The 21,446-nt window shown below is 71.5% G+C and carries 22 protein-coding genes; 7 read left to right on the top strand and 15 right to left on the bottom strand.

Annotated features, from left to right (window positions below; all coding sequences use genetic code 11):
* The first annotated feature begins 261 nt into the window (after positions 1-261).
* Both ugpC (CFI00_RS18640) and CFI00_RS18635 read left to right on the top strand, forming a co-directional pair.
* Positions 262-1,347 carry a sn-glycerol-3-phosphate ABC transporter ATP-binding protein UgpC gene (gene ugpC, locus CFI00_RS18640; protein WP_207082482.1) on the top strand — a complete coding sequence of 362 codons (1,086 nt, stop codon included), beginning with the start codon at positions 262-264 and terminating at the stop codon, positions 1,345-1,347.
* A gap of 84 nt (positions 1,348-1,431) precedes the next feature.
* The gene (locus CFI00_RS18635; protein WP_207082481.1) at positions 1,432-3,285 is read left to right on the top strand and encodes an alpha-amylase family protein; all 1,854 of its coding nucleotides are present in this window, start codon (positions 1,432-1,434) and stop codon (positions 3,283-3,285) included.
* A gap of 94 nt (positions 3,286-3,379) precedes the next feature.
* Here the strand turns inward: CFI00_RS18635 and ugpC (CFI00_RS18630) are convergent, their stop codons facing one another.
* The 4 genes from ugpC (CFI00_RS18630) to CFI00_RS18615 are packed head-to-tail and all read right to left on the bottom strand — an operon-like array spanning position 3,380 to position 7,715.
* Positions 3,380-4,645, bottom strand: coding sequence for a sn-glycerol-3-phosphate ABC transporter ATP-binding protein UgpC (ugpC, locus tag CFI00_RS18630; RefSeq protein WP_207082480.1), 1,266 nt, complete (start codon positions 4,643-4,645; stop codon positions 3,380-3,382).
* A 7-nt stretch (positions 4,646-4,652) separates the two neighbouring features.
* Positions 4,653-5,492, bottom strand: coding sequence for a carbohydrate ABC transporter permease (locus tag CFI00_RS18625; protein ID WP_207082479.1), 840 nt, complete (start codon positions 5,490-5,492; stop codon positions 4,653-4,655).
* A 1-nt stretch (position 5,493) separates the two neighbouring features.
* Entirely contained in the window at positions 5,494-6,441 is a 948-nt protein-coding gene (locus CFI00_RS18620) for a sugar ABC transporter permease (RefSeq protein WP_242532494.1), read from the bottom strand.
* Positions 6,438-7,715, bottom strand: coding sequence for an extracellular solute-binding protein (locus CFI00_RS18615; protein WP_207082478.1), 1,278 nt, complete (start codon positions 7,713-7,715; stop codon positions 6,438-6,440). The genes CFI00_RS18620 and CFI00_RS18615 overlap by 4 nt, the downstream gene beginning before the upstream one ends.
* A 165-nt stretch (positions 7,716-7,880) precedes the next feature.
* On the opposite strand from CFI00_RS18615, the gene galK reads away from it, so the two are divergent.
* The gene (gene galK / locus CFI00_RS18610) at positions 7,881-8,993 is read left to right on the top strand and encodes a galactokinase (protein WP_207082477.1); all 1,113 of its coding nucleotides are present in this window, start codon (positions 7,881-7,883) and stop codon (positions 8,991-8,993) included.
* A gap of 67 nt (positions 8,994-9,060) precedes the next feature.
* Here the strand turns inward: galK and CFI00_RS18605 are convergent, their stop codons facing one another.
* A complete protein-coding gene (locus CFI00_RS18605; protein WP_207082476.1) occupies positions 9,061-9,984 on the bottom strand; it encodes an alpha/beta hydrolase in 924 nt (307 codons plus the stop codon).
* Between the two features lie 91 nt (positions 9,985-10,075).
* Here CFI00_RS18605 and CFI00_RS18600 point away from each other — a divergent pair, with 91 nt between their 5' ends.
* Complete coding sequence (locus tag CFI00_RS18600) at positions 10,076-10,909, top strand: alpha/beta fold hydrolase (RefSeq protein WP_207082475.1); 834 nt, start codon at positions 10,076-10,078, stop codon at positions 10,907-10,909.
* Here the strand turns inward: CFI00_RS18600 and glpX are convergent.
* The 5 genes from glpX to CFI00_RS18575 are packed head-to-tail and all read right to left on the bottom strand — an operon-like array spanning position 10,874 to position 14,815.
* A complete protein-coding gene (gene glpX / locus CFI00_RS18595) occupies positions 10,874-11,878 on the bottom strand; it encodes a class II fructose-bisphosphatase (RefSeq protein WP_207082474.1) in 1,005 nt (334 codons plus the stop codon). The genes CFI00_RS18600 and glpX overlap by 36 nt on opposite strands.
* A 30-nt stretch (positions 11,879-11,908) precedes the next feature.
* Entirely contained in the window at positions 11,909-12,859 is a 951-nt protein-coding gene (locus CFI00_RS18590; protein ID WP_207085607.1) for an ATP-binding cassette domain-containing protein, read from the bottom strand.
* Positions 12,859-13,641: a molybdate ABC transporter permease subunit gene (modB, locus tag CFI00_RS18585; RefSeq protein ID WP_242532492.1), complete on the bottom strand. Its 783-nt coding sequence runs from the start codon at positions 13,639-13,641 to the stop codon at positions 12,859-12,861. The genes CFI00_RS18590 and modB overlap by 1 nt, the downstream gene beginning before the upstream one ends.
* Positions 13,638-14,411: a molybdate ABC transporter substrate-binding protein gene (modA, locus tag CFI00_RS18580; RefSeq protein ID WP_207082473.1), complete on the bottom strand. Its 774-nt coding sequence runs from the start codon at positions 14,409-14,411 to the stop codon at positions 13,638-13,640. The genes modB and modA overlap by 4 nt, the downstream gene beginning before the upstream one ends.
* A complete protein-coding gene (locus CFI00_RS18575) occupies positions 14,408-14,815 on the bottom strand; it encodes a helix-turn-helix transcriptional regulator (RefSeq protein ID WP_207082472.1) in 408 nt (135 codons plus the stop codon). The genes modA and CFI00_RS18575 overlap by 4 nt, the downstream gene beginning before the upstream one ends.
* Positions 14,816-14,925: 110 nt before the next feature.
* On the opposite strand from CFI00_RS18575, the gene CFI00_RS18570 reads away from it, so the two are divergent.
* Positions 14,926-15,468, top strand: a complete 543-nt coding sequence (locus CFI00_RS18570; RefSeq protein ID WP_207082471.1) for a DUF4245 domain-containing protein — start codon at positions 14,926-14,928, stop codon at positions 15,466-15,468.
* On the opposite strand, the gene CFI00_RS18565 is transcribed toward CFI00_RS18570, so the two are convergent.
* Positions 15,465-15,689: an exodeoxyribonuclease VII small subunit gene (locus CFI00_RS18565; RefSeq protein WP_207082470.1), complete on the bottom strand. Its 225-nt coding sequence runs from the start codon at positions 15,687-15,689 to the stop codon at positions 15,465-15,467. The two genes, CFI00_RS18570 and CFI00_RS18565, sit on opposite strands and share 4 nt — an antisense overlap.
* Entirely contained in the window at positions 15,682-16,947 is a 1,266-nt protein-coding gene (gene xseA / locus CFI00_RS18560; RefSeq protein WP_207082469.1) for an exodeoxyribonuclease VII large subunit, read from the bottom strand. The genes CFI00_RS18565 and xseA overlap by 8 nt, the downstream gene beginning before the upstream one ends.
* A gap of 57 nt (positions 16,948-17,004) precedes the next feature.
* Here xseA and CFI00_RS18555 point away from each other — a divergent pair, with 57 nt between their 5' ends.
* Positions 17,005-18,003, top strand: coding sequence for a 4-hydroxy-3-methylbut-2-enyl diphosphate reductase (locus CFI00_RS18555; protein WP_207082468.1), 999 nt, complete (start codon positions 17,005-17,007; stop codon positions 18,001-18,003).
* A gap of 14 nt (positions 18,004-18,017) precedes the next feature.
* Positions 18,018-18,641, top strand: a complete 624-nt coding sequence (locus CFI00_RS18550; protein WP_207082467.1) for an L-threonylcarbamoyladenylate synthase — start codon at positions 18,018-18,020, stop codon at positions 18,639-18,641.
* 131 nt (positions 18,642-18,772) lie between these two features.
* On the opposite strand, the gene CFI00_RS18545 is transcribed toward CFI00_RS18550, so the two are convergent.
* The 3 genes from CFI00_RS18545 to CFI00_RS18535 form a co-directional block, all read right to left on the bottom strand.
* Positions 18,773-19,219: a DUF6542 domain-containing protein gene (locus CFI00_RS18545; RefSeq protein ID WP_207082466.1), complete on the bottom strand. Its 447-nt coding sequence runs from the start codon at positions 19,217-19,219 to the stop codon at positions 18,773-18,775.
* A 22-nt stretch (positions 19,220-19,241) separates the two neighbouring features.
* On the bottom strand, positions 19,242-20,399 hold the full coding sequence (locus CFI00_RS18540) for a DNA recombination protein RmuC (protein WP_242532491.1): 1,158 nt from the start codon (positions 20,397-20,399) through the stop codon (positions 19,242-19,244).
* 65 nt (positions 20,400-20,464) lie between these two features.
* Positions 20,465-21,412, bottom strand: coding sequence for an aldo/keto reductase (locus CFI00_RS18535; protein ID WP_207082465.1), 948 nt, complete (start codon positions 21,410-21,412; stop codon positions 20,465-20,467).
* Positions 21,413-21,446 lie beyond the last annotated feature (34 nt).

Raw genomic sequence — 21,446 nt, 5'->3', positions numbered from 1 at the left:
CTGGTCTGCGCGGGTGGCCGTCCCTGGATGTGACAGCCGTCACCGAAGATGAAAACGTTTGCGTGACGGTACGTCAACGCTGGGCGATGTCACGGTTGGATAACTCTGGACCAGTGGGAGTCCGTCGGGCCACCGCCCGATGACGGCGGCGCCGGTGGGGGCTAGGGTGTCGGCACGTGTGACACGCATCACGCGCGTCCACGCCACACCTTCCACTCGGATCGTCCGGCACGTGCCTGCCGGTGAAGGAGAAGAACAGCTATGGCAACAGTGACGTTCGACAAGGCCCAGCGGTGGTATCCCGGGGCCGACGAGCCGGCAGTCCCCGGCATCAGCCTCGAGATCAAGGACGGCGAGTTCATGGTGCTCGTCGGCCCGTCGGGCTGCGGCAAGTCCACCACGCTGCGCATGCTCGCGGGCCTCGAGGAGGTCAACGAGGGGCACATCTACATCGGTGACCGCGACGTCACCAACGTCCCGCCCAAGGACCGCGACATCGCGATGGTGTTCCAGAACTACGCCCTCTACCCGCACATGTCGGTCGAGGAGAACATGGCGTTCTCGCTCAAGATGGCCAAGGTCCCTACCGAGGAGCGCAAGCAGCGCGTCGCGAAGGCCGCCGAGATCCTCGGCCTGACCGAGTTCCTCCAGCGCAAGCCCAAGGCGCTCTCGGGCGGTCAGCGCCAGCGCGTGGCGATGGGCCGTGCGATCGTGCGCGCCCCACAGGTCTTCTGCATGGACGAGCCGCTGTCCAACCTCGACGCGAAGATGCGCGTGCAGACCCGCACCGACATCGCGCGCCTCCAGCAGGACCTCGGCGTCACCACCGTCTACGTCACCCACGACCAGGTCGAGGCGATGACGATGGGCGACCGCGTGGCCGTCATGAAGCTCGGCGTGCTCCAGCAGGTCGACACCCCGCTCAAGCTCTACGACAAGCCCGCCAACCTCTTCGTCGCCAGCTTCATCGGCTCGCCGCAGATGAATCTCCTCGAGGGCGTCGCTGCCGAGGACGGCACCGTCAAGGTCGGCGGCTACGCCGTGCCGGTGGACCCCGCGGCGGAGAAGAAGATGCGCGGCAAGGTGACCGTCGGCGTACGCCCCGAGAACTGGCGCCTGGTCACGCCCGAGGAGGGCGGTCTGCCTGTCAAGGTCACGGTCGTGGAGGAGCTCGGCGCCGACAGCTTCGTCTACGGCACCTGCGACGTGGAGGGCGTGCCCTCCAACGTGATCGTCCGGATCGCCGGGCGCCACCACCCGCAGAAGGGCGAGATGCTCCACGTCACCACCGACCCCGAGCACGTCCACGCGTTCGACACCGAGACCGGTGAGCGCCTGTCGGACTGAGCGTCCCCGGTCCGTGGCGCGCGGGTCCCAGCGACCAGCGCGCCACGACCCGGCGCCACCGGACAGCGCGTCCCCTCCGCTCCCGTGACCACCCCTGACCCGGGTCCCGACCCGGCCTTCGCCGCCCGGCTCCAGGCCCACCTGCCCGACCTCCGCGCCACCCTCGAGCGGGTCTACGGCGACGCCGCACCCGACGTCGCCGAGCGCCTGGTCGCGATCGCGCGCGCGGCCCATGCCGAGCGCCCCGACGACCTGCGCGCGCTCGATGACCAGCGGCTGCGCCAGCCGGACTGGTTCCAGCGACCCTCGATGGTCGGCTACGCCGCCTACGCGGACCGCTTCGCCGGCACGCTGCGCGGCGTGGGCGAGCGCACGGCGTACCTCCGCGACCTGGGGGTGGGCTACCTCCACCTGATGCCGCTGCTGACGCCGCGGCCGGCCCCCAACGACGGCGGCTACGCCGTCATGGACTACCGCTCCGTGCGCCCCGACCTCGGCGACGTCGACGACCTGCGCGCGCTCGCCACGACCCTGCGCGCCGAGGGCATCAGCCTGTGCCTGGACCTGGTGCTCAACCACGTGGCCCGCGAGCACGCCTGGGCCGCGGCCGCGCGCGCCGGCGACCGGGACCGTCGCGCCTACTTCCACGTCCACGAGGACCGGGCCGTGCCCGATGCCTACGAGGCCACGCTGCCGGAGGTGTTCCCGGACTTCGCGCCCGGAAGCTTCACCTTCGACGACGAGCTCGACGCCTGGGTGTGGACCACCTTCAACGACTACCAGTGGGACCTCGACTGGTCGAACCCCGCCGTGCTGTGCGAGTTCGCCGACATCATCCTGGCTCTGGCCAACGTCGGCGTCGAGGTGTTCCGCCTCGACGCGATCGCCTTCCTCTGGAAGCGGCTGGGCACCGACTGCCAGAACCAGCCGGAGGTGCACGAGCTGACCCGGGCGCTGCGCACGGTGGCCCGGGTGGCCGCGCCCGCAGTGGCCTTCAAGGCCGAGGCGATCGTCGGTCCTGCTGACCTGCCGGCCTACCTCGGTGTCGGCGAGCACGCCGGTCGGGTGAGCGACCTGGCCTACCACAACGGGCTGATGGTCCAGGTCTGGTCGATGCTCGCCTCGGGGGAGGTGCGCCTCGCCACCCACGCCCTCCAGCGGCTCCCGCAGCCGCCCTCCACCACCGCCTGGATCACCTACGTCCGCTGCCACGACGACATCGGTTGGGCGATCGCCGACGACGACGCGCGCGCGGTCGGCATCGACCCGTCCGCGCACCGCCGCTTCCTGTCCGACTGGTACAGCGGGTCCTTCCCGGGCTCGTGGGCGCGCGGCCTGGTCTTCCAGCACAACGAGACGACCGGCGACCGTCGTATCTCCGGCAGCACCGCGTCCCTCGCCGGCCTCGAGGCCGGCGACCCGGGGGCGGCGGCGCGGATCCTGCTGGCGTACGCCGTGGTGTGCTCCTTCGGCGGCATCCCCGTGGTCTGGATGGGCGACGAGCTCGGCCTGCTCAACGACCCCGACTGGGCCGACGACCCGGCGCGCGCCGACGACAACCGCTGGGTGCACCGCCCCCGGATGCCGTGGGACGTCGTCGCGGCGGGGGAGGACCCGCACGGCATCACGGCCGGCCTGCGGCACCTGCTCGACGTACGTGCTCGCCTGCCGCAGCTGCACGCGGCCTCGCCCACCGAGGTCTGGGACCCCCGCGACCCGCGGGTGCTGCTGGTCGTGCGCCGCCACCCCGACGGTCCCCTGCTGGCCGCGCACAACGTGTCGGGCGAGGAGGCCTGGGTGGCCGCCGACGTCCTGCTGTGGCTCGGCCTCGACCCGGATGACCTGCACGACGCGCTGACGGGTGCGGCGCCCTCGGTGCACGAAGGGGCCGTGCGACTCGCACCGTACGCCGCCGCCTGGCTGCACGCGGGCTCCTGACGCGGCTCCCGACGTGGCGGGGCCCCGCGAGCAGCGCTCGCGGGGCCCCGGTTCCGCGCCGACCTGCGGGGCCGGACGTCGTCGTGCGGTGGGGTCAGCTCGTGGCCTGCTCGGACGCGGGCTTGACGTCGTCCTGCTCGTGCCCGACCTCCTCGGCCTTCGCCATCGCGTTGCCGCCGGGGATGATCCCGGCGTTGTCGAGGTCGATGGTGAGGTTGTCACCCGTCGCCGGGTCGAAGAGGTGCATCTTGCGGGCATCGACCCAGATGGTGGCCTCGTCACCCTCGGCGACCCGGCTGGCGCCGTCGAGCGACACCACCAGCTGGGTGCGCAGCGACTCGCCGTCGAGGTCCTTCTCCAGCTGCGCCAGCTGTTCGCGGACCTCGTCGGGTGCCTCGAACGGGATGTAGGCGTAGGCCTCGTTGCCGAGCCACTCCACGACGTCGATGGTGGCCTTGAAGGTCGCCTCGTCGGTGACCTTGTCGGGGTCCACGACGCTCGCGTCCTCGAAGTGCTCGGGACGGATGCCGGCGATCAGCAGGTCCTTGCCCTGGGCCTTGGCGGCCCGCTCCTCGGGGATCGTCACCGTGCCGAACGGCAGCTCGACCCGGTTGCCCTCGACCCTCGCCGGCAGGAAGTTCATCGGCGGCGAGCCGATGAAGCCGGCGACGAAGAGGTTGGCGGGGTTCTCGTAGAGCTCGCGCGGGGTGGCGTGCTGCTGGAGCACACCGCGCTTGAGCACCGCGACCCGGTCGCCCAGCGTCATCGCCTCGGTCTGGTCGTGCGTGACGTAGACCGTGGTGATGCCCAGGCGCTTCTGCAGGCGGGAGATCTCGGTGCGCATCTGCCCGCGGAGCTTGGCGTCGAGGTTGGACAGCGGCTCGTCGAAGAGGAACGCCTCCGCGTCTCGCACGATCGCGCGGCCCATCGCCACGCGCTGGCGCTGACCTCCCGACAGGTTGCCGGGCTTGCGCTCGAGGTGCTCGTCGAGCTCGAGCGTCTTGGACGCCTCGCGCACCTTCTCGTCGACCTCGGCGTCCGACTTGTTGGCCAGCCGCAGCGGGAAGGCGATGTTCTCGTAGACGGTGAGGTGGGGGTAGAGCGCGTAGTTCTGGAACACCATCGACAGGTTGCGCTCACGCGGGGCGAGGTCGTTGACCTTCTTTCCACCGATCATCATGTCGCCGTCGGTGATGTCCTCCAGTCCCACGATCATCCGCAACAGGGTCGACTTCCCGCACCCCGAGGGCCCGACCAGGATCAGGAACTCGCCGTCCTCCACGTCGATGCTCACGTCGTTGACGGCGGGGAAGCCGTCGCCGTACTGCTTGACGATGTTCTTCATCTCGATGCCAGCCATGAGCTGATCACCCCTTCACTGCGCCGGAGGTGAGGCCGGCGACGATCTTGCGCTGGAACAGCAGGACAATGACGATGATCGGAATCGTCGAGACGACGGCTCCTGCGGCCAGCAGCGAGGCGGGCCGGTTGAACGGGTCGGAGCCGACGAAGAACGACAGCGCCGCCGGGATCGGCCGCGCGTTCTCCGTGGACGTCAGCGAGATGCCGAAGACGAAGTCGTTCCACGCGAAGAAGAACGTGAGGATCGCCGCGGTGAACACCCCCGGCGCAGCCAGGGGGACGATCACCTTCCGGAACGCCTGCCACGACGTGGCGCCGTCGACCTGCGCCGCCTGCTCCATCTCCCACGGGATCTCGCGGAAGAAGGCCGACAGCGTCCAGATCGCCAGCGGGAGGGTGAAGGACATGTAGGGGATGATCAGTCCCGGCCACGTGTCGTAGATGCCGAAGGTGCGCCACATGTCGAACAGCGGACCCACCAGCGACACCACGGGGAACATCGCGATGACCAGCGCGAGCGTCAGCACGAACTTCTTGCCGGTGAACTCCAGGCGCGCGACGGCGTACGCCGCCAGGGTGGCGATGATCACCGAGAGCAGCGTGGCGATCAGCGAGATGCCGATCGAGTTCAGGATCGCGCGCAGGAACTGGTCGTCGGCCAGCACGTCACGGTAGTTCTGCCAGCCGGCCCCGCCACCCTCGGACGGGAAGAAGCCGGGGCTGCCGTTGGTGATGGCCGCCTGGCTCTTGAACGACAGCGAGATGATCCACGCGACGGGCAGCAGGCACCACACGAGGATGAGCACGGCACCGACGACGATGCCGATCTTGTTCTTGGCAGACATGTCATCCCTCCTGTCGGGCCGAGGCCAGGTCGACGCGGAATATCTTGACGATCAGGAACGCGATGATCAGCACCGAGATGAACAACAGCACCGACAGCGCCGACCCGATCCCGAGCTGGAACTGCTCGATGACTTGTCGATAGGTCAGGAACGAGATCGACTCGGTGCCCTGGGCGCCCGCGGTCATGACGTAGATGTTGTCGAAGATGCGGTAGGCGTCGAGGGCACGGAAGAGCACCGCGACCATGATCGCCGAGCGCATGTTGGGCAGGATCACCTTCCACAGCCGCTGCCACCAGGTGGCTCCGTCGACCTTGGCCGCCTCGAGCATGTCCTCGGAGACCTGGGCCAGGCCGGCCAGGAGCAGCAGCGACATGAAGGGCGTCGTCTTCCAGATCTCCGAGACCATGATCGCCGCCATGGCCGAGCCGTACTGGCCGAACCAGTTGAAGCCGTCCTCGACGAACGGCAGCCACGCGTTGACGAAGCCGTTGTTGTTGCTGAACGCGAACTGCCAGGCGAAGCCCGAGACGACGGTGATGATGCCGTAGGGGATCAGGATCGAGGTGCGGATGATGCCGCGCGCGAAGATCACCCGGTGCATCACCATCGCGAAGGCGAAGCCGATCACGAGCTCGAACGCGACCGTCACGACCATGATGAAGACCGTGTTGAGGGTCGTCTCCCAGAACAGCGGGTCGGTCAGGGCCGTCCAGTAGTTGGCCAGCCCGAGGAACTCACGCTCCTCGGGTGAGGTGAGGCTGTAGTCGAAGAGACTGAGGTAGAGCGCGCGCAGCATGGGGAACGCAGTCACCAGCAGCATCAGGAAGATGGCCGGGGCCACCAGCTTCATGCCGAGGTTGTTCTCCGCCTTGGACCGGTCGCTGGCAGCGACCTTGTTGGCCTTGCGCACCTCGCGCTTGTCGTCGGGTGCCACGGTCGTGCTCACAGCAGTCTCCTTCCGGCGAGGACGTCGGTGAGGAACTCGGCCGACTCCTCCGGGGTCGAGTCGGGGTCGACCGACGTCGGCGAGTGCCAGACCGACTGCACGGCACTGGAGATCTGGCTGTAGAACGGGCTCTTGGGGCGAGGCCCGCCCTCGTCGACGCTGGTGCGGTAGAGCTCGAGGAGGTCCTCGGGGAACTCGCCGCTGGCCGCGACCTCGTCATAGGCGGAGTTGGTCGACGGCATCAGGCCGTCGTTGATCGCCAGGTCGACCTGCGCCTCGGTCGAGGTGATGCACTGGGCCGCCTCCATGGCCCAGTCGGCGTTCTCGGAGAACGCACCGACGCCGATGTCGATCCCGCCGATCGGCGGCCTGGACGTCTCGCCCTCGACCGTCTGGGGGTAGCGCGCCCAGCCGAGGTCCTCGAACTCCTGCTCGTCCGCAGGACCGCCGGGGGAGCCGACGAGACCCTTGTAGTTGGCGTAGACGAAGGTCCAGTTCACCATGAACTCCCCGGGGCCCTCCTCGGGGAACATCTGGCCCAGGCTGGTGCCCTCGTTGGAGACCGTGAGGTCGGTCTGGGCGGCCTCGCTGTCGGCGAGCTTCTGGATGATCGCCGCCGCCTGCTGGCCGGCCTCGCTGTCGAGCTCGACGTTCGCCTCGCGACCGGCCTCGGTGTCGGTGACGATCGCGCCGCCCGCGCCCTGCATCAGCGCGTTGATCCACACGACGTAGGCCTCGTAGCGGTTGGCCTGCACACCGACGGTGCCGCCCTCGGCGGCCGCGGCCTCGATGACCTGGTCCCAGGTGACGGGGTTGCCCATGTCGAGGCCGGCGGCCTCGGCGAGCGACTTGCGGTACCAGAGGACCTGCGTGTTGGCCCAGAGCGGGATCGCGTAGACGGTCTCGTCCCACACGACGGTGTCCGCAGCGCCCTCGAGGTAGTCGTCACCGTCGGTGATCTTCGAGGCGAGCTCCTCAGGCACTTCCTCGAGCCAGCCGGCGTTGGCGAACTCCGCGACGAAGACCGGGTCCAGGTTCATCAGGTCGGTCGAGGAGTCCTCGGCCGCCAGGCGCCGCGCGAGCTGGGTGCGCTGGTCGGTCGCGCTGGCCGGCAGCTGCTGGACCGCGATGTCGTACTGGTCGGTGCTGCACTCCTCGGCATAGGTGCGGAAGGTGTCCACCCCGTCGGGGTTGACGTACCAGTTCAGGCTCGCCTTGCCGCCGTCGCCTCCGCAGGCGGCGAGCAGGCTGCTCGCAAGGGCGAGCGCGGCCACCGACCCTCCGATCCGCCTCGCTCCTGGTCGACCTCGTGTGCGGGTCGTGGATCGGGATGTCATGCGTCCTCCTCATGAGTGACTCGGGTCACTGGTCTAGCGGCTGGCGATAGGGTTTGGCAACCGCACCACCGCCCTTCGCATGAGCCCCCGGAAGGACCTGTCGTGAGTCGCTGGATCGCGCCCGGACGCATCAACCTCATCGGTGAGCACACCGACTACAACGACGGCTTCGTCCTGCCCTTCGCCCTCGAGGCCGGGTGCACCGCCACGGTGACCGACGCGTCCGACGGCTGGGCGGTCTCCTCCGCACAGGCGGCCGGCGACGTGGTCGTGCGGCCCTCCGGTCTGTCCGGCCGGCAGTCGGTCCCGGACTGGGCGGCGTACGTCCTCGGTGCACTGTGGCTGCTGCACGACGACGGCGTGGACGTCCCGGCGCTGCGCATCGAGGTCGACTCCGACGTCCCGACCGGCGCCGGCCTGTCGTCCTCGGCCGCGCTGGTCTGCTCGGTCGTGTGTGCGCTCGACGACCACCTCGGCCTCGACCTCGGCCCCGACGGCCGGCTCTCGCTGAGCCGCCGGGTGGAGAACGACGCCGTCGGTGCGCCCACCGGCGGGATGGACCAGCTGGCCAGCCTGCGCGGAGAGGCCGGCCACGTGCTCTTCTGCGACATGCGCGACCTCACGTCGGAGTCCGTGCCCTTCGACCCCGCGGCCTCGGGGCTCGCGGTGCTGGTCGTCGACACCCGCGCACCGCACCGCCACGCCGACGGGGAGTACGCCGCGCGCCGCGACGGCTGCGAGGAGGCTGCTCGCCGCCTCGGCGTGCCGGCGCTGCGCGACGTGGGCGAGGCCGACCTCGACGCCGCGCTCGCCGAGCTGAACGACGACGAGCTGCGGCGCTACGTCCGCCACGTCGTGACCGAGGACGCGCGGGTCCTCGCGGCCGTCGAGGTGCTGCGCGAGGGTCGTGTGGAGGACCTCGGCCCACTGCTGAGCGCCTCCCACGTCTCGATGCGCGAGGACTTCCGCATCACCGTGCCCGAGGTCGACACCGCGGTCGACGCCCTCCACGAGTCGGGGGCGCTCGGCGCCCGGATGACCGGCGGCGGGTTCGGCGGCTGCGTGATCGGCCTGGTGCCCGACACGCTGCTCGACGCGGCCGGCGACGGCGTACGCCGTGCCTTCGCGGAGGCCGGCTTCGGCGAGCCGAGCCTGTTCACCGCGGCGCCCGCGGCGGGGGCGCGGTCGCTTTCCCCGGATATCCGGGGAAACTGAAGCCTCACCCCCGAAACTTCGCACTGGAACCTCCAGAGTCCCCGGATATCCGGGGATCCCTCGAGGGTCAGGACGCCCGGTCGGCGGTCCGCGCGATCGCCTCGACGAACGTCTCGAACAGCTCCGCCGGCAGGTCGTGGCCCATGCCGTCGACCAGCAGCAGCTCGGCGCCGGGGATCGCGGAGGCGGTGGAGCGGCCGCCGCTGACGTGGACCATCTTGTCGGCCGTCCCGTGGATCACGAGTGCCGGGACCCGCAGGCTGCGCAGCCGCGGGGTGCGGTCGTCCTGGGTCAGGATGGCCAGCATCTGGCGCACCGCACCGCTGGCGCTGACGCCGCGGTCGAAGGTGGCCTCCGCCCGGGTGCGCAGCACGTCGGGGTCCGAGGCATAGGCGGCGGAGCCGATCAGCGACCACATCGCCAGGCTGCTCTCGACGTAGGCGTCGCGCCCGGCCTTGCGGGGGGCGATGAGGCGGGGCAGCAGCGAGGGATGCTGCCATCCGACCGTCCGGCGACCCGTCGTGGAGCTGATGCTCGTCAGGGAGCGCACCCGGGCGTTGTGCTCGATGGCGACGGTCTGGGCGATCATCCCGCCCATCGACACGCCCACGAGGTGCGCCGACTCCAGGCCGAGGTGGTCGAGCAGCGCGACGGCGTCGGCGGCCAGGTCCGACATCGTGTACGGCGTGCTGGCCCGGCCGGTGGCGAACGCCTTGACCAGCTGGTCCGGGCGGGCCGGCGCGTTGATCCGCGAGGAGCGGCCGGTGTCGCGGTTGTCGTAGCGCACCACGTGGAAGCCGGCCGCGGCGAGGTGGGCGCAGAAGGCCTCGTCCCACCACGTCATAGGTCCGCTGAGGCCCATCACGAGCAGCAGCGGCTCGCCGTCGGGGTCCCCGAAGGTCTGGTAGCACAGCTCGACCTCGCTGCCGACGGGCGCGAACAGCTCCGCCGAGACGGAAGGATCCTCGGTGCTGGGGCGACGCGGTGACATGCCTCCAGTGAACACGACGCATCACCCCAACAGGGGGAAGAGTGACCCACGTCCCCCGTTCCTTGCGGGTTCTGGGCTAGGTTCGATGATTGTGACCCAGCGCACAGTGGCGTCGTTCCTGACACCGGAAGGCTTCTCCCAGCCGTCGGTGGCAGCGGTGCTGCGCGAGGGGTCGCTGGTGACAGAGGCCTCGCGCTACGCCGTGCAGGCCCTCACGACACGCGGTGCCCGACGGCGTACGCCCTACGGCTCGCGCCCGGTGCGCGTCGGCGAGCCCGTGCTGCTGGTCCCGGGCTTCCTCGCCGGCGACTCCTCGCTCGCGCCGATGAGCCGCACCCTGCGCCATGCGGGCTTCCGCACCTACCGCGCCGACATCCGCGCCAACGTCGGGTGCACCCTGGCGGCCGCGGCCCAGCTCGAGGAACGGCTGGAGGAGATCTCCCAGCGCCGTGGCTCGCGGGTGCGCGTCGTGGGCCACAGCCTCGGCGGCATGCTCGCGCGCGGCGTCGCGGCCCGGCGCCCGGACCTCGTGTCCGGCATCGTGACCATGGGCAGCCCGATGCTCGCTCCCGGCGCGCACCACGCGTCGCTGGCGCGCAGCGTCGACCTGCTGGTGCGGCTCAACCGTGCGGGCCTGCGCAACCTGATGGCCGAGGACTGCGTCGCCGGACAGTGCGCGCAGGAGAGCTTCGAGCAGGCACGCGCGGTGCTCGTCGCCGACGTCGACTTCACCGCGATCTTCTCGCGCCGCGACGGCATCGTCGACTGGCGCGCGTGCGTCGACCCCGCGGCCGTCGCCGTCGAGGTCCGCTCGTCCCACGTGGGCATGGCCTTCGACCCGGTGGTGATCACCGCGGTCGCGGCCGCGCTGCGGCCGGTCGGCGTGGCTTCAGTTGTCGAAGTCGATCGTGGAGAGATCGCGTAGCTTCGAGAGCCGGTGCTCGGCGGTGATCGAGCGGACGGTGCCGCTGCGCGAGCGCATCACCAGCGAGTGCGTCGTGACGCCCTCGCCGCGGTAGCGCACACCGCGCATCAGCTCGCCGTCGGTGATGCCGGTCGCCACGAAGAAGGCGTCGTCGCCGGTCACGAGGTCGTCGGTGCCGAGCACGAAGTCGGCGTCGAGGTTGTGTCCCGCGTCCAGCGCGCGCTGGCGCTCGTCGTCGTCCTGCGGCCACAGCTTGCCCTGGATCTTGCCGCCGATGCACTTCATCGCGCAGGCCGCGATGATGCCCTCCGGTGTGCCGCCGACGCCGAGCATCAGGTCGACGCCGGTGTCGGGGCGGGCCGCCATGATCGCTCCGGCCACGTCGCCGTCGGTGATGTACTTGATGCGGGCGCCGGTCTCGCGGATGTCCTCCACCAGCCTTGCGTGGCGCGGGCGGTCGAGCAGCACGACGGTGACGTCGTGGATCGAGAGGCCCTTGGCCTTCGCCACGCGGGCGATGTTCTCCTTCACCGGAAGGCGGATGTCGACGACGTCGGCGGCCTCGGGCCCGGCGACCAGCTTGTCCATGTAGAAGACCGCGCTGGGGTCGTACATCGTGCCTCGCGGCGACACCGCGAGCACGGCGATGGCGTTGTTCATGCCCTTGGCGGTCAGCGTGGTGCCGTCGATCGGGTCGACCGCGACGTCGCACTCGGGGCCGGTGCCGTCGCCGACCTCCTCGCCGTTGAAGAGCATCGGGGCGTTGTCCTTCTCGCCCTCGCCGATCACGACGGTGCCGCGCATGCCGATGGTGGAGATCATCTCGCGCATCGCCTCGACGGCCACGCCGTCGGCGTCGTTCTTGTCGCCGCGGCCCACCCAGCGGCCCGCAGCCATGGCGGCGGCCTCGGTGACCCGCACCAGCTCGAGGGCGAGGTTGCGGTCGGGCTTGCCTGCAGAGGGGCTCATGGGGCGCATGTTATCGACCGTTCGCCGCGGTCAGGAACGGGCTCCGTAGCGGCTCACCGCCGTCGCCTTGGCCGACAGCCAGACCTCGCGCCCGGGCGCGAGGCCCAGCTCGGCCGCCGCGGCCGGGGTGAGGTCGGCGAGCAGGTCGGGGGAGGCGTGCACCAGCAGGCGTACGGCGTCCCCGTGCGGCGCGAGGGTGGCGACCGTGCCGCGCCAGCGAAGCCGCGACGACCCCTCCGGCTCCGTCAGCGACACCGTGACCGCGTCGGGGGTGAAGGCGATCAGCTCGTCACCGTCGCGGACGAGGTTGAGCCCGACCAGGCGGGCGACGTGGGGCGTACGCGGTTCGGCGGCGACCTCGACCGGAGGTCCGACCTGGGCCACCCGGCCCCCGTCGAGCACGAGCACCCGGTCGGCCAGGGTGACGGCGTCGATCGCGTCGTGGCTGACGAGCAGGGTGACGCCGGCGAAGTCGCGAAGATGCTCGCCGAGCTCGTTGCGCAGCGCCATCTGCGCCGACACGTCGAGGCCGGTGAAGGGCTCGTCGAGGAGCAGCACGTCCGGGTCGGTGGCCAGTGCCCGGGCGATGGCCACGCGCTGCGCCTGGCCGCCGGAGAGCTCACGCGGTCGGCGACCGGCGAGGTCGGCGATCCCGAAGCGCTCCAGCCACGCGCGGGCGGCGGCGTCGGCCTCGCGCCGGCTGCGCCCGCGCGCCCGCGGTCCGAAGGCGACGTTGTCGAGGGCCGAGAGGTGCGGGAAGAGGCTCTGGTCCTGGAAGACGTAGCCCACCCGGCGTCGGGGGACGTCGCGGTCGGTCCAGTCGTCGTCCCCGACCCGGACCCGTCCGGGCTCGAGGCCGGCGATCGCGCGCAGCAGGGTGGACTTGCCGGCGCCGTTGGGTCCGATGACCACCAGCACCTCACCGGCAGCGGCGCTCACCCCGGCGCACACCCGACCCGGGAGGTCGACCTCGACGTGCATCACCGGCCCACCGCCCAGCGCTCGCGCAGCAGCACCAGCACGCCGACCGACAGCACCAGCAGGATCAGGCTGAGGGTGCGTGCGACCGTGGGGTCGGAGTTGAGGGCGACGTAGATCAGGCTCGGCATCGTCTGGGTGGTGCCGGGGTAGTTGCCCGCGAAGGTGATCGTCGCGCCGAACTCGCCAAGGCTGCGCGCCCACGCCAGCGCGCTGCCCGCGAGCACCCCCGGCAGCGCGAGCGGCAGGGTGACGCGGCGGAAGGCGGTCCACCGGTCGGCGCCCAGCGTCGCGGCCACGACGTCGTACGAGGCCCCGTGGGTGCGCAACGCCCCCTCCACGGCGAGCACGTAGAACGGGAGGGACACGAAGGTGTGGGCCACGACGACGCCGGCGGTCGTGTAGGGGAGCGTGAACGGCAGGTGCTGCCCGATGAGTCCGCTGCGCCCGAGCGCGGTGACCAGCGCGACGCCCGCCACGACCGGGGGCAGGACCAGGGGGACCAGCACGAGGGCACGCACGACGCGTCGGCCGCGGAAGTCGACGCGGGCCAGCAGCCAGGCCAGGGGGGTGCCGAGCAGGACGCACGCCACCACGGTCAGGAGGCTGCTGAGCGCGGTGATCACCAGCGCCTCGCGCACCACCCGTGACCCGAGGTGCTCGGGCAGGGTGCGCCACGGGGTGGTCAGGACGAGGGTGGCCAGTGGCACCACGAGCAGCGCGACGCCGACCACGGCAGGGATGAGCAGGACCGCGGGTGCGCGGCCGAGGCGGGGGCCGGTCACGTGCGCGCGACCCCACCGAAGCCGGCGTCGGTGAAGACCTCGAGTGCCGCGTTGCTGCGCACGAGAGTGACGAACTCGGCGGCCAGGTCGGCGCGCTGCGCGTCGTCCGACACCAGCGGGGCGACGAAGTAGTTGGTGGCGTAGGCGGCTGCGTAGTCGTCGATGTCCGAGCCCGAGACCTCGGTGACGTCGTCGCCGGCCGCCACGGCGTCCGTGCGGTAGACCAGCCCCGCGTCGGCCTCCCCCTGGACGACGCGAGCCAGCACGGCCCTGACGTCGACCTCCTCGCTGGCCGGGCTGGCACTGACTCCCGCGTCCTCCAGGACCGCAACGGCGACGGCCCCGCAGGGGGCGGTGTCAGCGCACACGACGTAGTCGACGTCCGGGTCGTCGAGGTCGGCCAGGGACTCGACCCCGGCGGGGTTGCCGGGCGGGGTGATGAGTGCGATCCGGTTGCTGACGAAGCTGTCGGGGACCTCCGCGAGGGCGTTGCCGTCCTCAGCGAGCGTCATCGACATCTCGTCGGCGGTGGCCAGGACGTCGCCCGGCGCGCCGTCGGCCGCCTGCTCGGCGAGCATGGTCGACGAGCCGAGGACGAGCTGCACGTCGACCCCGGGGTGCTCGTCCTCGAAGGTCTCGGCCAGCTCGGTGAACGTCTCGGTGAGGCTGGCGGCGGCGAGCACGGTCAGGGTCTGCCCGTCGTCGCCGTCCCCGCCGCAGGCGGCGAGCGGCAGGAGCAGCAGAAGCCCGGGGAGCGCCGCCTTCCTCACGAAGGGACCTCGACGATCACGTTGGTCGACTTCACGCTGGCGATGGCCCGGACGCCCGGCTCGAGCCCGAGCTCGTCGGAGGCGTCGCTGCTCATCAGGGACACCACGCGGTAGGGCCCGCAGATCATCTCGACCTGGGCCATCACGTGGTCGCGCTTGACCCGGGTCACGATGCCGCTCATCCGGTTGCGGGCGCTCACCGAGCTGGCCCGGGTCCGGTCGCGCTCGGCGACCTCGCCGGTCTCGGCCAGGTGCTCGGCCAGCTCCGCGAGGTCCGTCCCGGCCACCGTGGTGCGCCCGCCGTCGCGCTGGGAGGGGAGCCGGCCGGCGTCCACCCAGCGGCGTACGGTGTCGTCGCTGACCGCCAGGATCTCCGCGGCTTCCGCGATTCGGTAGGTGATCACGCTGCCAGTATGCCGCACGTGCGGGTCCAAGGGCAGGGATCGCTCCGTGCCTGCGCATCCACGTCGCCCCGCTGCCCTCCGGACTACCGGGGGGCTGGGAGGATGAGCCCGTGAGTGCGCAAGGACAGCCGGGCAGGTACAACCGTTCCTTCGGCGGCATGACCGGCGCACTGATCGTGACCGTGCTCTTCGTGCTCGCGTTCGTGACCTGGCGGGGGCTGTTCCGCGGCGAGGTCGACGACACCCCGGTGGCCGTCGACTGGCGCGACAGCGTGCAGGTCGCCGAGCAGGCGAACCTGTCCGTCGTGCACCCGCGCGACCTGCCAGCCGGGTGGACGGCCACGAGCGTCGACCTGTCCGCCGGCGACGACCCGCGGTGGGGTCTCGGGGTGCTCACCGACGAGGGCGACTTCGTCGGCATCCGCCAGCAGGACACCTCGGTCGACGACCTCGTGGAGCTGTACGTCGACGAGGACGCGGACGCCGGGGACGAGGCGAGCGTGACCTCCGACATCAGTGACACCTGGCAGACCTTCACCGACGACGGCGGGGACACCGGCTACGCCACGGAGATCGGGGACGAGGCGGTGCTGGTCTACGGCTCCGCGCCGGCGGGGGACATCGAGACGTTCATGGGGCTGCTGACCCGTTAGTCCTCGGGCTCGTTGCCGATTGCCTCGTCGAGCCGGGTGCGGGCGCCGTCGAGCCAGGACTGGCAGACCTTGGCGAGCGCCTCGCCGCGCTCCCACAGGGCGAGCGACTCCTCGAGGGTCGTGCCGCCGGCCTCGAGGGTGCGGACCACCTCGATGAGCTCCTCGCGTGCCTCCTCGTAGCTGAGCTGGTCCGGGGCGGGCTGGGCGGGAGCGTCACTCATCGGGGTCCTCCTGGGCGGGGTCTGACGTGCGGGCGTCGGGCTCGACGCGGTCGGTGGTGGCGTGGATCCGGCCGTCGGCGACCCGGACCGAGACGTCCGCGCCCGCGGTGGCCTGCGCGACGGACGTGACGACGTGACCGTCGGCGTCCTGGAGCACGGCGTAGCCCCGCTGGAGGGTGGCGAGCGGCGAGAGGGCCTGGGCCCGGGCGCGCTGGTGGCCGATGTCGTCGGCAGCGCGGTCGAGGCGGTGCGAGAGCGTACGCCGGGCGCGCGCCAGCAGCTCGTCGACCTCGTCGGACCGCACGGCGAGCAGGTTGCGCGGGTCGGCCATCGCCGGGCGCGAGCGGACCTGGACGAGCCACTCCTGCTCGCGCGCGATGCGCTGGGTGATGACCTGCCGCAGGCGCTCGCGCGCCCAGGTGACGCCCTGCGCCTCCTCGGCCATGTCGGGCACGACCAGCTTGGCGGCGTCGGTGGGGGTGGAGGCGCGCACGTCGGCGACGAGGTCGAGCAGCGGCTGGTCGGGCTCGTGGCCGATGGCCGACACGACCGGGGTGCGCATGGCGTGGACCGCGCGGATGACGGCCTCGTCGGAGAAGGGCAGCAGGTCCTCGATCGAGCCGCCGCCGCGGGCGACCACGACGACGTCGACGTCTGCGTTGCGCTCGAGCCGCTGCAGTGCCTCGATCACCTCGGCCGCGCACCGCTGGCCCTGCATCGCGGCGTAGGCCACCTCGAACTGCACGGCCGGCCAGCGGCGGCGCGCATTCTCCAGGACGTCGCGCTCTGCAGCGCTGTTGGGCGCGGTCACCAGGCCGACCCGGCCGGGGAGGAACGGCAGGTCCCGCTTGAGCTCGGGGGCGAAGAGCCCCTCGGCGGCCAGCAGCTGGCGGCGGCGCTCGAGACGGGCGAGGAGCTCGCCGAGGCCGACCATCTTGATCTCGCGCGCGGCCAGCGAGAAGGAACCGCGGTTGGCGTAGAAGCTGGGGCGGGCGTGGACCACGACGCTCGCCCCTTCGACCAGGGGCGGGTTCATCGAGTCGAAGAGCGATCGCGCGCACGTGAGCGTCACCGAGATGTCGGCGACGGTGTCGCGCAGGGTCATGAAGACGGTGTTGACCCCGGGCCGCCGGTTGACCTGGGCGATCTGTCCCTCCACCCATACGCCGCCGAGCTTGTCGATCCACTGGGCCACCGCGTTGGCCACCGCGCGCACCGGGGCCGGGGACTCGGCCGTGGCGTCGCGGAGTGAGGGCACGCGGCGAGGATAGGCGAGGGGAGGGACAGTGGCGGGTGGGCCCGTAGACTCGCACCCATGAGCACCGACCTCGGCCTTCCTCCCGTCCTCGACCCCGAGAGCGCGAAGAACGTGCTGCTGGCGGCCCCCCGCGGCTACTGCGCCGGCGTGGACCGGGCCGTCATCACCGTGGAGAAGGCACTCGACCTCTACGGCGCGCCGGTCTACGTCCGCAAGCAGATCGTGCACAACAAGCACGTCGTGGCCAACCTCGAGTCCCGCGGGGCGATCTTCGTCGAGGAGCTCGACGAGGTGCCGGAGGGCCAGACCGTGGTGTTCTCCGCCCACGGCGTCTCGCCCGCCGTCCACGCGCAGGCCGCGGAGCGCAGTCTCAAGACCATTGACGCCACGTGCCCGCTGGTGACCAAGGTCCACCACGAGGCGCGTCGCTTCGCCTCCGACGACTACGACATCCTGCTCATCGGCCACGAGGGGCACGAGGAGGTGGAGGGCACCGCGGGCGAGGCTCCCGACCACATCCAGCTGGTGCAGAGCCCCGACGACGTGGACGGCATCGTCGTACGCGACCCGGCGAAGGTCGCCTGGCTCTCGCAGACCACGCTGAGCGTCGACGAGACCCTCGAGACGGTGGCGGCGATCCGCAAGAAGTTCCCGCTGCTGCTCGACCCGCCGAGCGACGACATCTGCTACGCCACCCAGAACCGCCAGCTCGCGGTGAAGGAGATCTCGCCGGCCGCCGACCTCGTGATCGTGGTCGGCTCACGCAACTCGTCGAACTCGGTGCGCCTGGTCGAGGTGGCCCTCGAGGCCGGCGCGAAGGCGTCCTACCTCGTCGACGACCACACCGAGATCGACGAGGCGTGGCTCGACGGCGTCGAGACGGTGTCGGTGACCTCGGGCGCATCGGTGCCGGAGGACCTCGTCGAGGGCGTGCTCGCCTACCTCTCCGAGCGCGGCTACCCCGACGCCAAGGCGGTGCACTCCGCGGAGGAGTCGCTGATCTTCGCGCTGCCCCCGGAGCTGCGCCGCGACATGCGCGCCGCCCAGAAGGCCTGAGCGAGGAGCCGGTCATGGCCCGCTTCGTCGACATCCACCCCGACAACCCGCAGCCGCGGCTCGTGACCCAGGTCGTCGACGCGCTCCGCGACGACCAGCTCATCGCCTATCCCACCGACTCCGGCTACGCCCTCGGTGCGCGGCTCGGCAACCGGGACGGGCGCGACCGCATCCTCCGCATCCGCGAGCTCGACGACCGCCACCACTTCACCCTGATGTGCAAGGACTTCTCCCAGCTCGGGCAGTTCGTCCACGTCGACAACGCCGCGTTCCGCGCGATCAAGGCGGCCACGCCGGGGCCTTACACCTTCATCCTGCCCGCCACCACCGAGGTGCCGAAGCGGCTGATGCACCCCAAGAAGCGCACCGTCGGGGTCCGCATCCCCGACCACACGCTCGTGTGCGCCCTGCTCGAGGAGCTCGGCGAGCCGATCCTCACCAGCACGCTGATCCTGCCGGGCGAGACCGAGGCGCGGACCATGGGCTGGGAGATCAAGGAGGACCTCGACCACGTCGTCGACGTGGTGGTCGAGTCCGGCGAGGTCACCGCCGAGCCGACCTCGGTCATCGACTGGTCGGAGGCCGAGCCTGTCGTCGTACGCCGCGGGGCGGGCGACGTGGAGCGCTTCGAGGCCTGAGCCCGAGCGGGCACCTCCTCGCGCTGGGACCCGCCGAGCGGGCACTTCCTCGCGAAACGGATCGCCCGGTCGACCGGGTGCACCGCCACGAAGTGCCCGGTCGGCCAGGTTCAGCGCCACGAAGCGCCCGGTCAGCCGGTCGGCTGGGTCAGCTCGCGCTCGAGCTCGGTGGCGATGTCGGCCTCGCCCTCGCGGTGCAGGCGCCAGGCGAGCCAGCCCAGGCACAACGCGTAGCCGACGCCGAGGGCGATGCCGTGGGTGGCGACCCCGGAGATGACGGCCTGCAGCACGCTGTCGCTGGGGTCGGCGATCGCGTCGCGGGCCACCAGCGCCATGAAGCCGAAGACGGCCGTCAGCAGCGCGGGCGGCAGCAGCGCCACCATGAAGAAGTCGCGCCGGCGCACCAGCGCGGCCAGGCCCAAGCAGAGCACCATGAAGCACAGGTCGAAGAACAGCGTCAGCCGTCCGACGAGCAGCACGTCGATGCTCACCGCGGTGAGGGTGACGGCGACGCCGAGGGACACCACCTGACGGCCGGGCTCGCGCCCGACCTGCCACCACGCCTCGGCCAGTGTCACGTCCTTCAACCTAGGACCGGTCTCACGCTCCCCGGGCGCGGCGCGCCGGGGGCTCCGTGGCCTGCTGGGAGAGCAGGTCGTCGATCGTGGGCTCCTGCGTCGCACCTCGTACGCCGTCGAGCGCGGCCAGCTCGGGGGCCGCGGCCGAGCGCGGGACGGTCTCGACCTGGCGCGGCTCGTCGAGCGGCTCCGAGGTGACGCCGAGCTCGGCGAAGCGGCGTGCGGACACCAGCACACGCCCCTCGAGGGAGCCCATCGCCTGGTTGTAGGCGACGACGCTCGCGTTGAGGGACCGGCCGACCTTGTCGAGGTGGCCGGCCATCGAGCCGAGCCGGGCGTGGAGCTCCTGGCCGAGCCGCTGCACGGCCTGGGCCTGCTCGTTGAGCACCTCGTGCTGCCAGCCCTGGGCCACGGTGCGCAGCAGCGCGATGAGGGTGGACGGCGTGGCCAGCACGACGTTCTTCGCCGAGGCCTGCTCGACCAGGTCGGGCACCGCCTGCAGCGCCGCCTGGAGGATCGCCTCGCCGGGCACGAACAGCACGACGAACTCCGGCGTGCCGGCCAGCGCCTCCCAGTAGCGGCGCGAGCCGAGGTCGGTGATGTGGGTGCGCATGTGCTCGCCGAGCCGGGCGAGCGCCCGGTCGTGCTCGGCCGCGTCGTCGGTCGCGGTGAGGTCGAGGAACGCGGCGAGCGGCGCCTTGGCGTCGACGGCGATGGTGCGCCCGCCGGCGAGGGTCACCACGAGGTCGGGTCGCAGGCGTCCGTCGTCCATCCGCACCTGCTCGGCGAAGTCGCAGTGGTCCACCAGCCCGGCCAGCTCGACGGTGCGGCGCAGGTGCAGCTCGCCCCACTGGCCGCGCACCTGCGGCTTGCGCAGAGCGGTGGCGAGGGAGGTCGTCTCGCGGCGCAGCGTCTCGGTGGACAGCCGCATGTCGGCGACCTGCTGGTGCAGCTGGGCCTGCCACGCGACCCGGTCGTGGGCGAGGTCGCTGAGCTGGTCCTGGAGCCGCTCGAGGCCGTCCTGCACCACCGCGTGGTCGGCCACCCGTTGCTCGAGCGCGGCGACGGCAGCGTCGTCGCCGGGGCGGCTGCGGGCCCACAGCACGCCGATCAGCGCACCGAGGGCGAGACCGACCGCCAGGACCAGGGCCAGGACCATCAGGAGGGGGAAGGTGTCCATGGGCCCAGCATGGATGGGCCCACCGACATCACGGCGTCACCATGCGGCAGCCGTCCCTCGCGGCGTCAGCCGAGAGGGACGGACGCCGCGCCCAGGAGGGCGAGCTCGGCAGGGCTCAGCACGACCGTGCTCGAGGCGACCAGCTGGTCCAGCTGGTCTCCGTCAGTGGCCGACGCCAGGGGTGCGACCACGTGGGGCTGCTGCCTGAGCCAGGCCACCGCGACGCTCGCCGCTGCGACCCCGTGGTCACGCGCGACCGCCTCGACGACGTCGAGCAGGCGCAGGCCGTCCGCGGTCAGGAGTGGTGCCACGTTGGCGCCGCGGGCCCTTCCCTCAGTGTCTGCGGGGGTCCGGTACTTGCCGGACAGGAACCCGCCTCCGAGCGCACGATAGGGAAGCACAGCGAGGTCGGAGGCGGCCGCGACGGTGGCCAGCCCGGTCTCGAACGGCTGTCGGTGCACCAGGCTGTAATGGGGCTGCAGAGCGACGGGCGCCGCAAGTCCGCCGTCGTAGGCCGCCTGGACCCAGGCTGCGGCCGTGTCGACGTCGAAGTTCGACAACCCGATGGCACGGACCTTGCCGGAGCGGACCAGCGCGTCGAACGCCGCAGCGCTCTCCTCGACGGGCGTCCGGTCGTCCTGGTAGTGGGCGAAGCAGAGGTCGACGTGGTCGGTGTCGAGGCGGCGCAACGACTCCTCGACCGCTGCCGTCACCACGGGAGCGGACAGTCCGTCGAAGCGCGAATGGTTGCCGACCTTGGTCGCCACGACCATCTGGTCGCGATTGCCCCGCTGTCGCATCCACGTGCCGAGGATCGACTCCGCGGCCCCGTCGGAGTAGGTGTCCGCAGTGTCCACCAGCGTGCCGCCCGCGGACGCGAAGCTGTCGAGGACGGCATGGGAGGCGGCGGCGTCGGTCGTCCTGCCGAAGGTGTTGGTGCCCAGCCCCAGGGGGAGCTCGAGCGCCTCCTCCCACAGCCGGTCGGAGCGGTCGCTCGGGCGCGGCCAGGTCATGTGGTCTCCTCGGGGATCGGCATGCGCCACACCA

It is taken from the genome of Nocardioides sp. S5, from assembly GCF_017310035.1.
Lineage (GTDB): Bacteria > Actinomycetota > Actinomycetes > Propionibacteriales > Nocardioidaceae > Nocardioides.
The sequence above is the reverse complement of the archived record's forward strand: the minus strand, read 5'-3'. Positions and strand labels throughout refer to the sequence as shown.

Bases quoted from the DNA above. Each gene is read 5' to 3' on its own strand.
- ugpC (WP_207082482.1), top strand. From the start codon at position 262: ATGGCAACAGTGACGTTCGACAAGGCCCAGCGGTGGTATCCCGGGGCC.
- ugpC (WP_207082480.1), bottom strand. From the start codon at position 4,645: ATGGCTGGCATCGAGATGAAGAACATCGTCAAGCAGTACGGCGACGGC.
- CFI00_RS18625 (WP_207082479.1), bottom strand. From the start codon at position 5,492: ATGTCTGCCAAGAACAAGATCGGCATCGTCGTCGGTGCCGTGCTCATC.
- CFI00_RS18605 (WP_207082476.1), bottom strand. From the start codon at position 9,984: ATGTCACCGCGTCGCCCCAGCACCGAGGATCCTTCCGTCTCGGCGGAG.
- glpX (WP_207082474.1), bottom strand. From the start codon at position 11,878: ATGAGCCCCTCTGCAGGCAAGCCCGACCGCAACCTCGCCCTCGAGCTG.
- CFI00_RS18590 (WP_207085607.1), bottom strand. From the start codon at position 12,859: ATGCACGTCGAGGTCGACCTCCCGGGTCGGGTGTGCGCCGGGGTGAGC.
- CFI00_RS18565 (WP_207082470.1), bottom strand. From the start codon at position 15,689: ATGAGTGACGCTCCCGCCCAGCCCGCCCCGGACCAGCTCAGCTACGAG.
- CFI00_RS18555 (WP_207082468.1), top strand. From the start codon at position 17,005: ATGAGCACCGACCTCGGCCTTCCTCCCGTCCTCGACCCCGAGAGCGCG.
- CFI00_RS18550 (WP_207082467.1), top strand. From the start codon at position 18,018: ATGGCCCGCTTCGTCGACATCCACCCCGACAACCCGCAGCCGCGGCTC.
- CFI00_RS18540 (WP_242532491.1), bottom strand. From the start codon at position 20,399: ATGGACACCTTCCCCCTCCTGATGGTCCTGGCCCTGGTCCTGGCGGTC.
- CFI00_RS18535 (WP_207082465.1), bottom strand. From the start codon at position 21,412: ATGACCTGGCCGCGCCCGAGCGACCGCTCCGACCGGCTGTGGGAGGAG.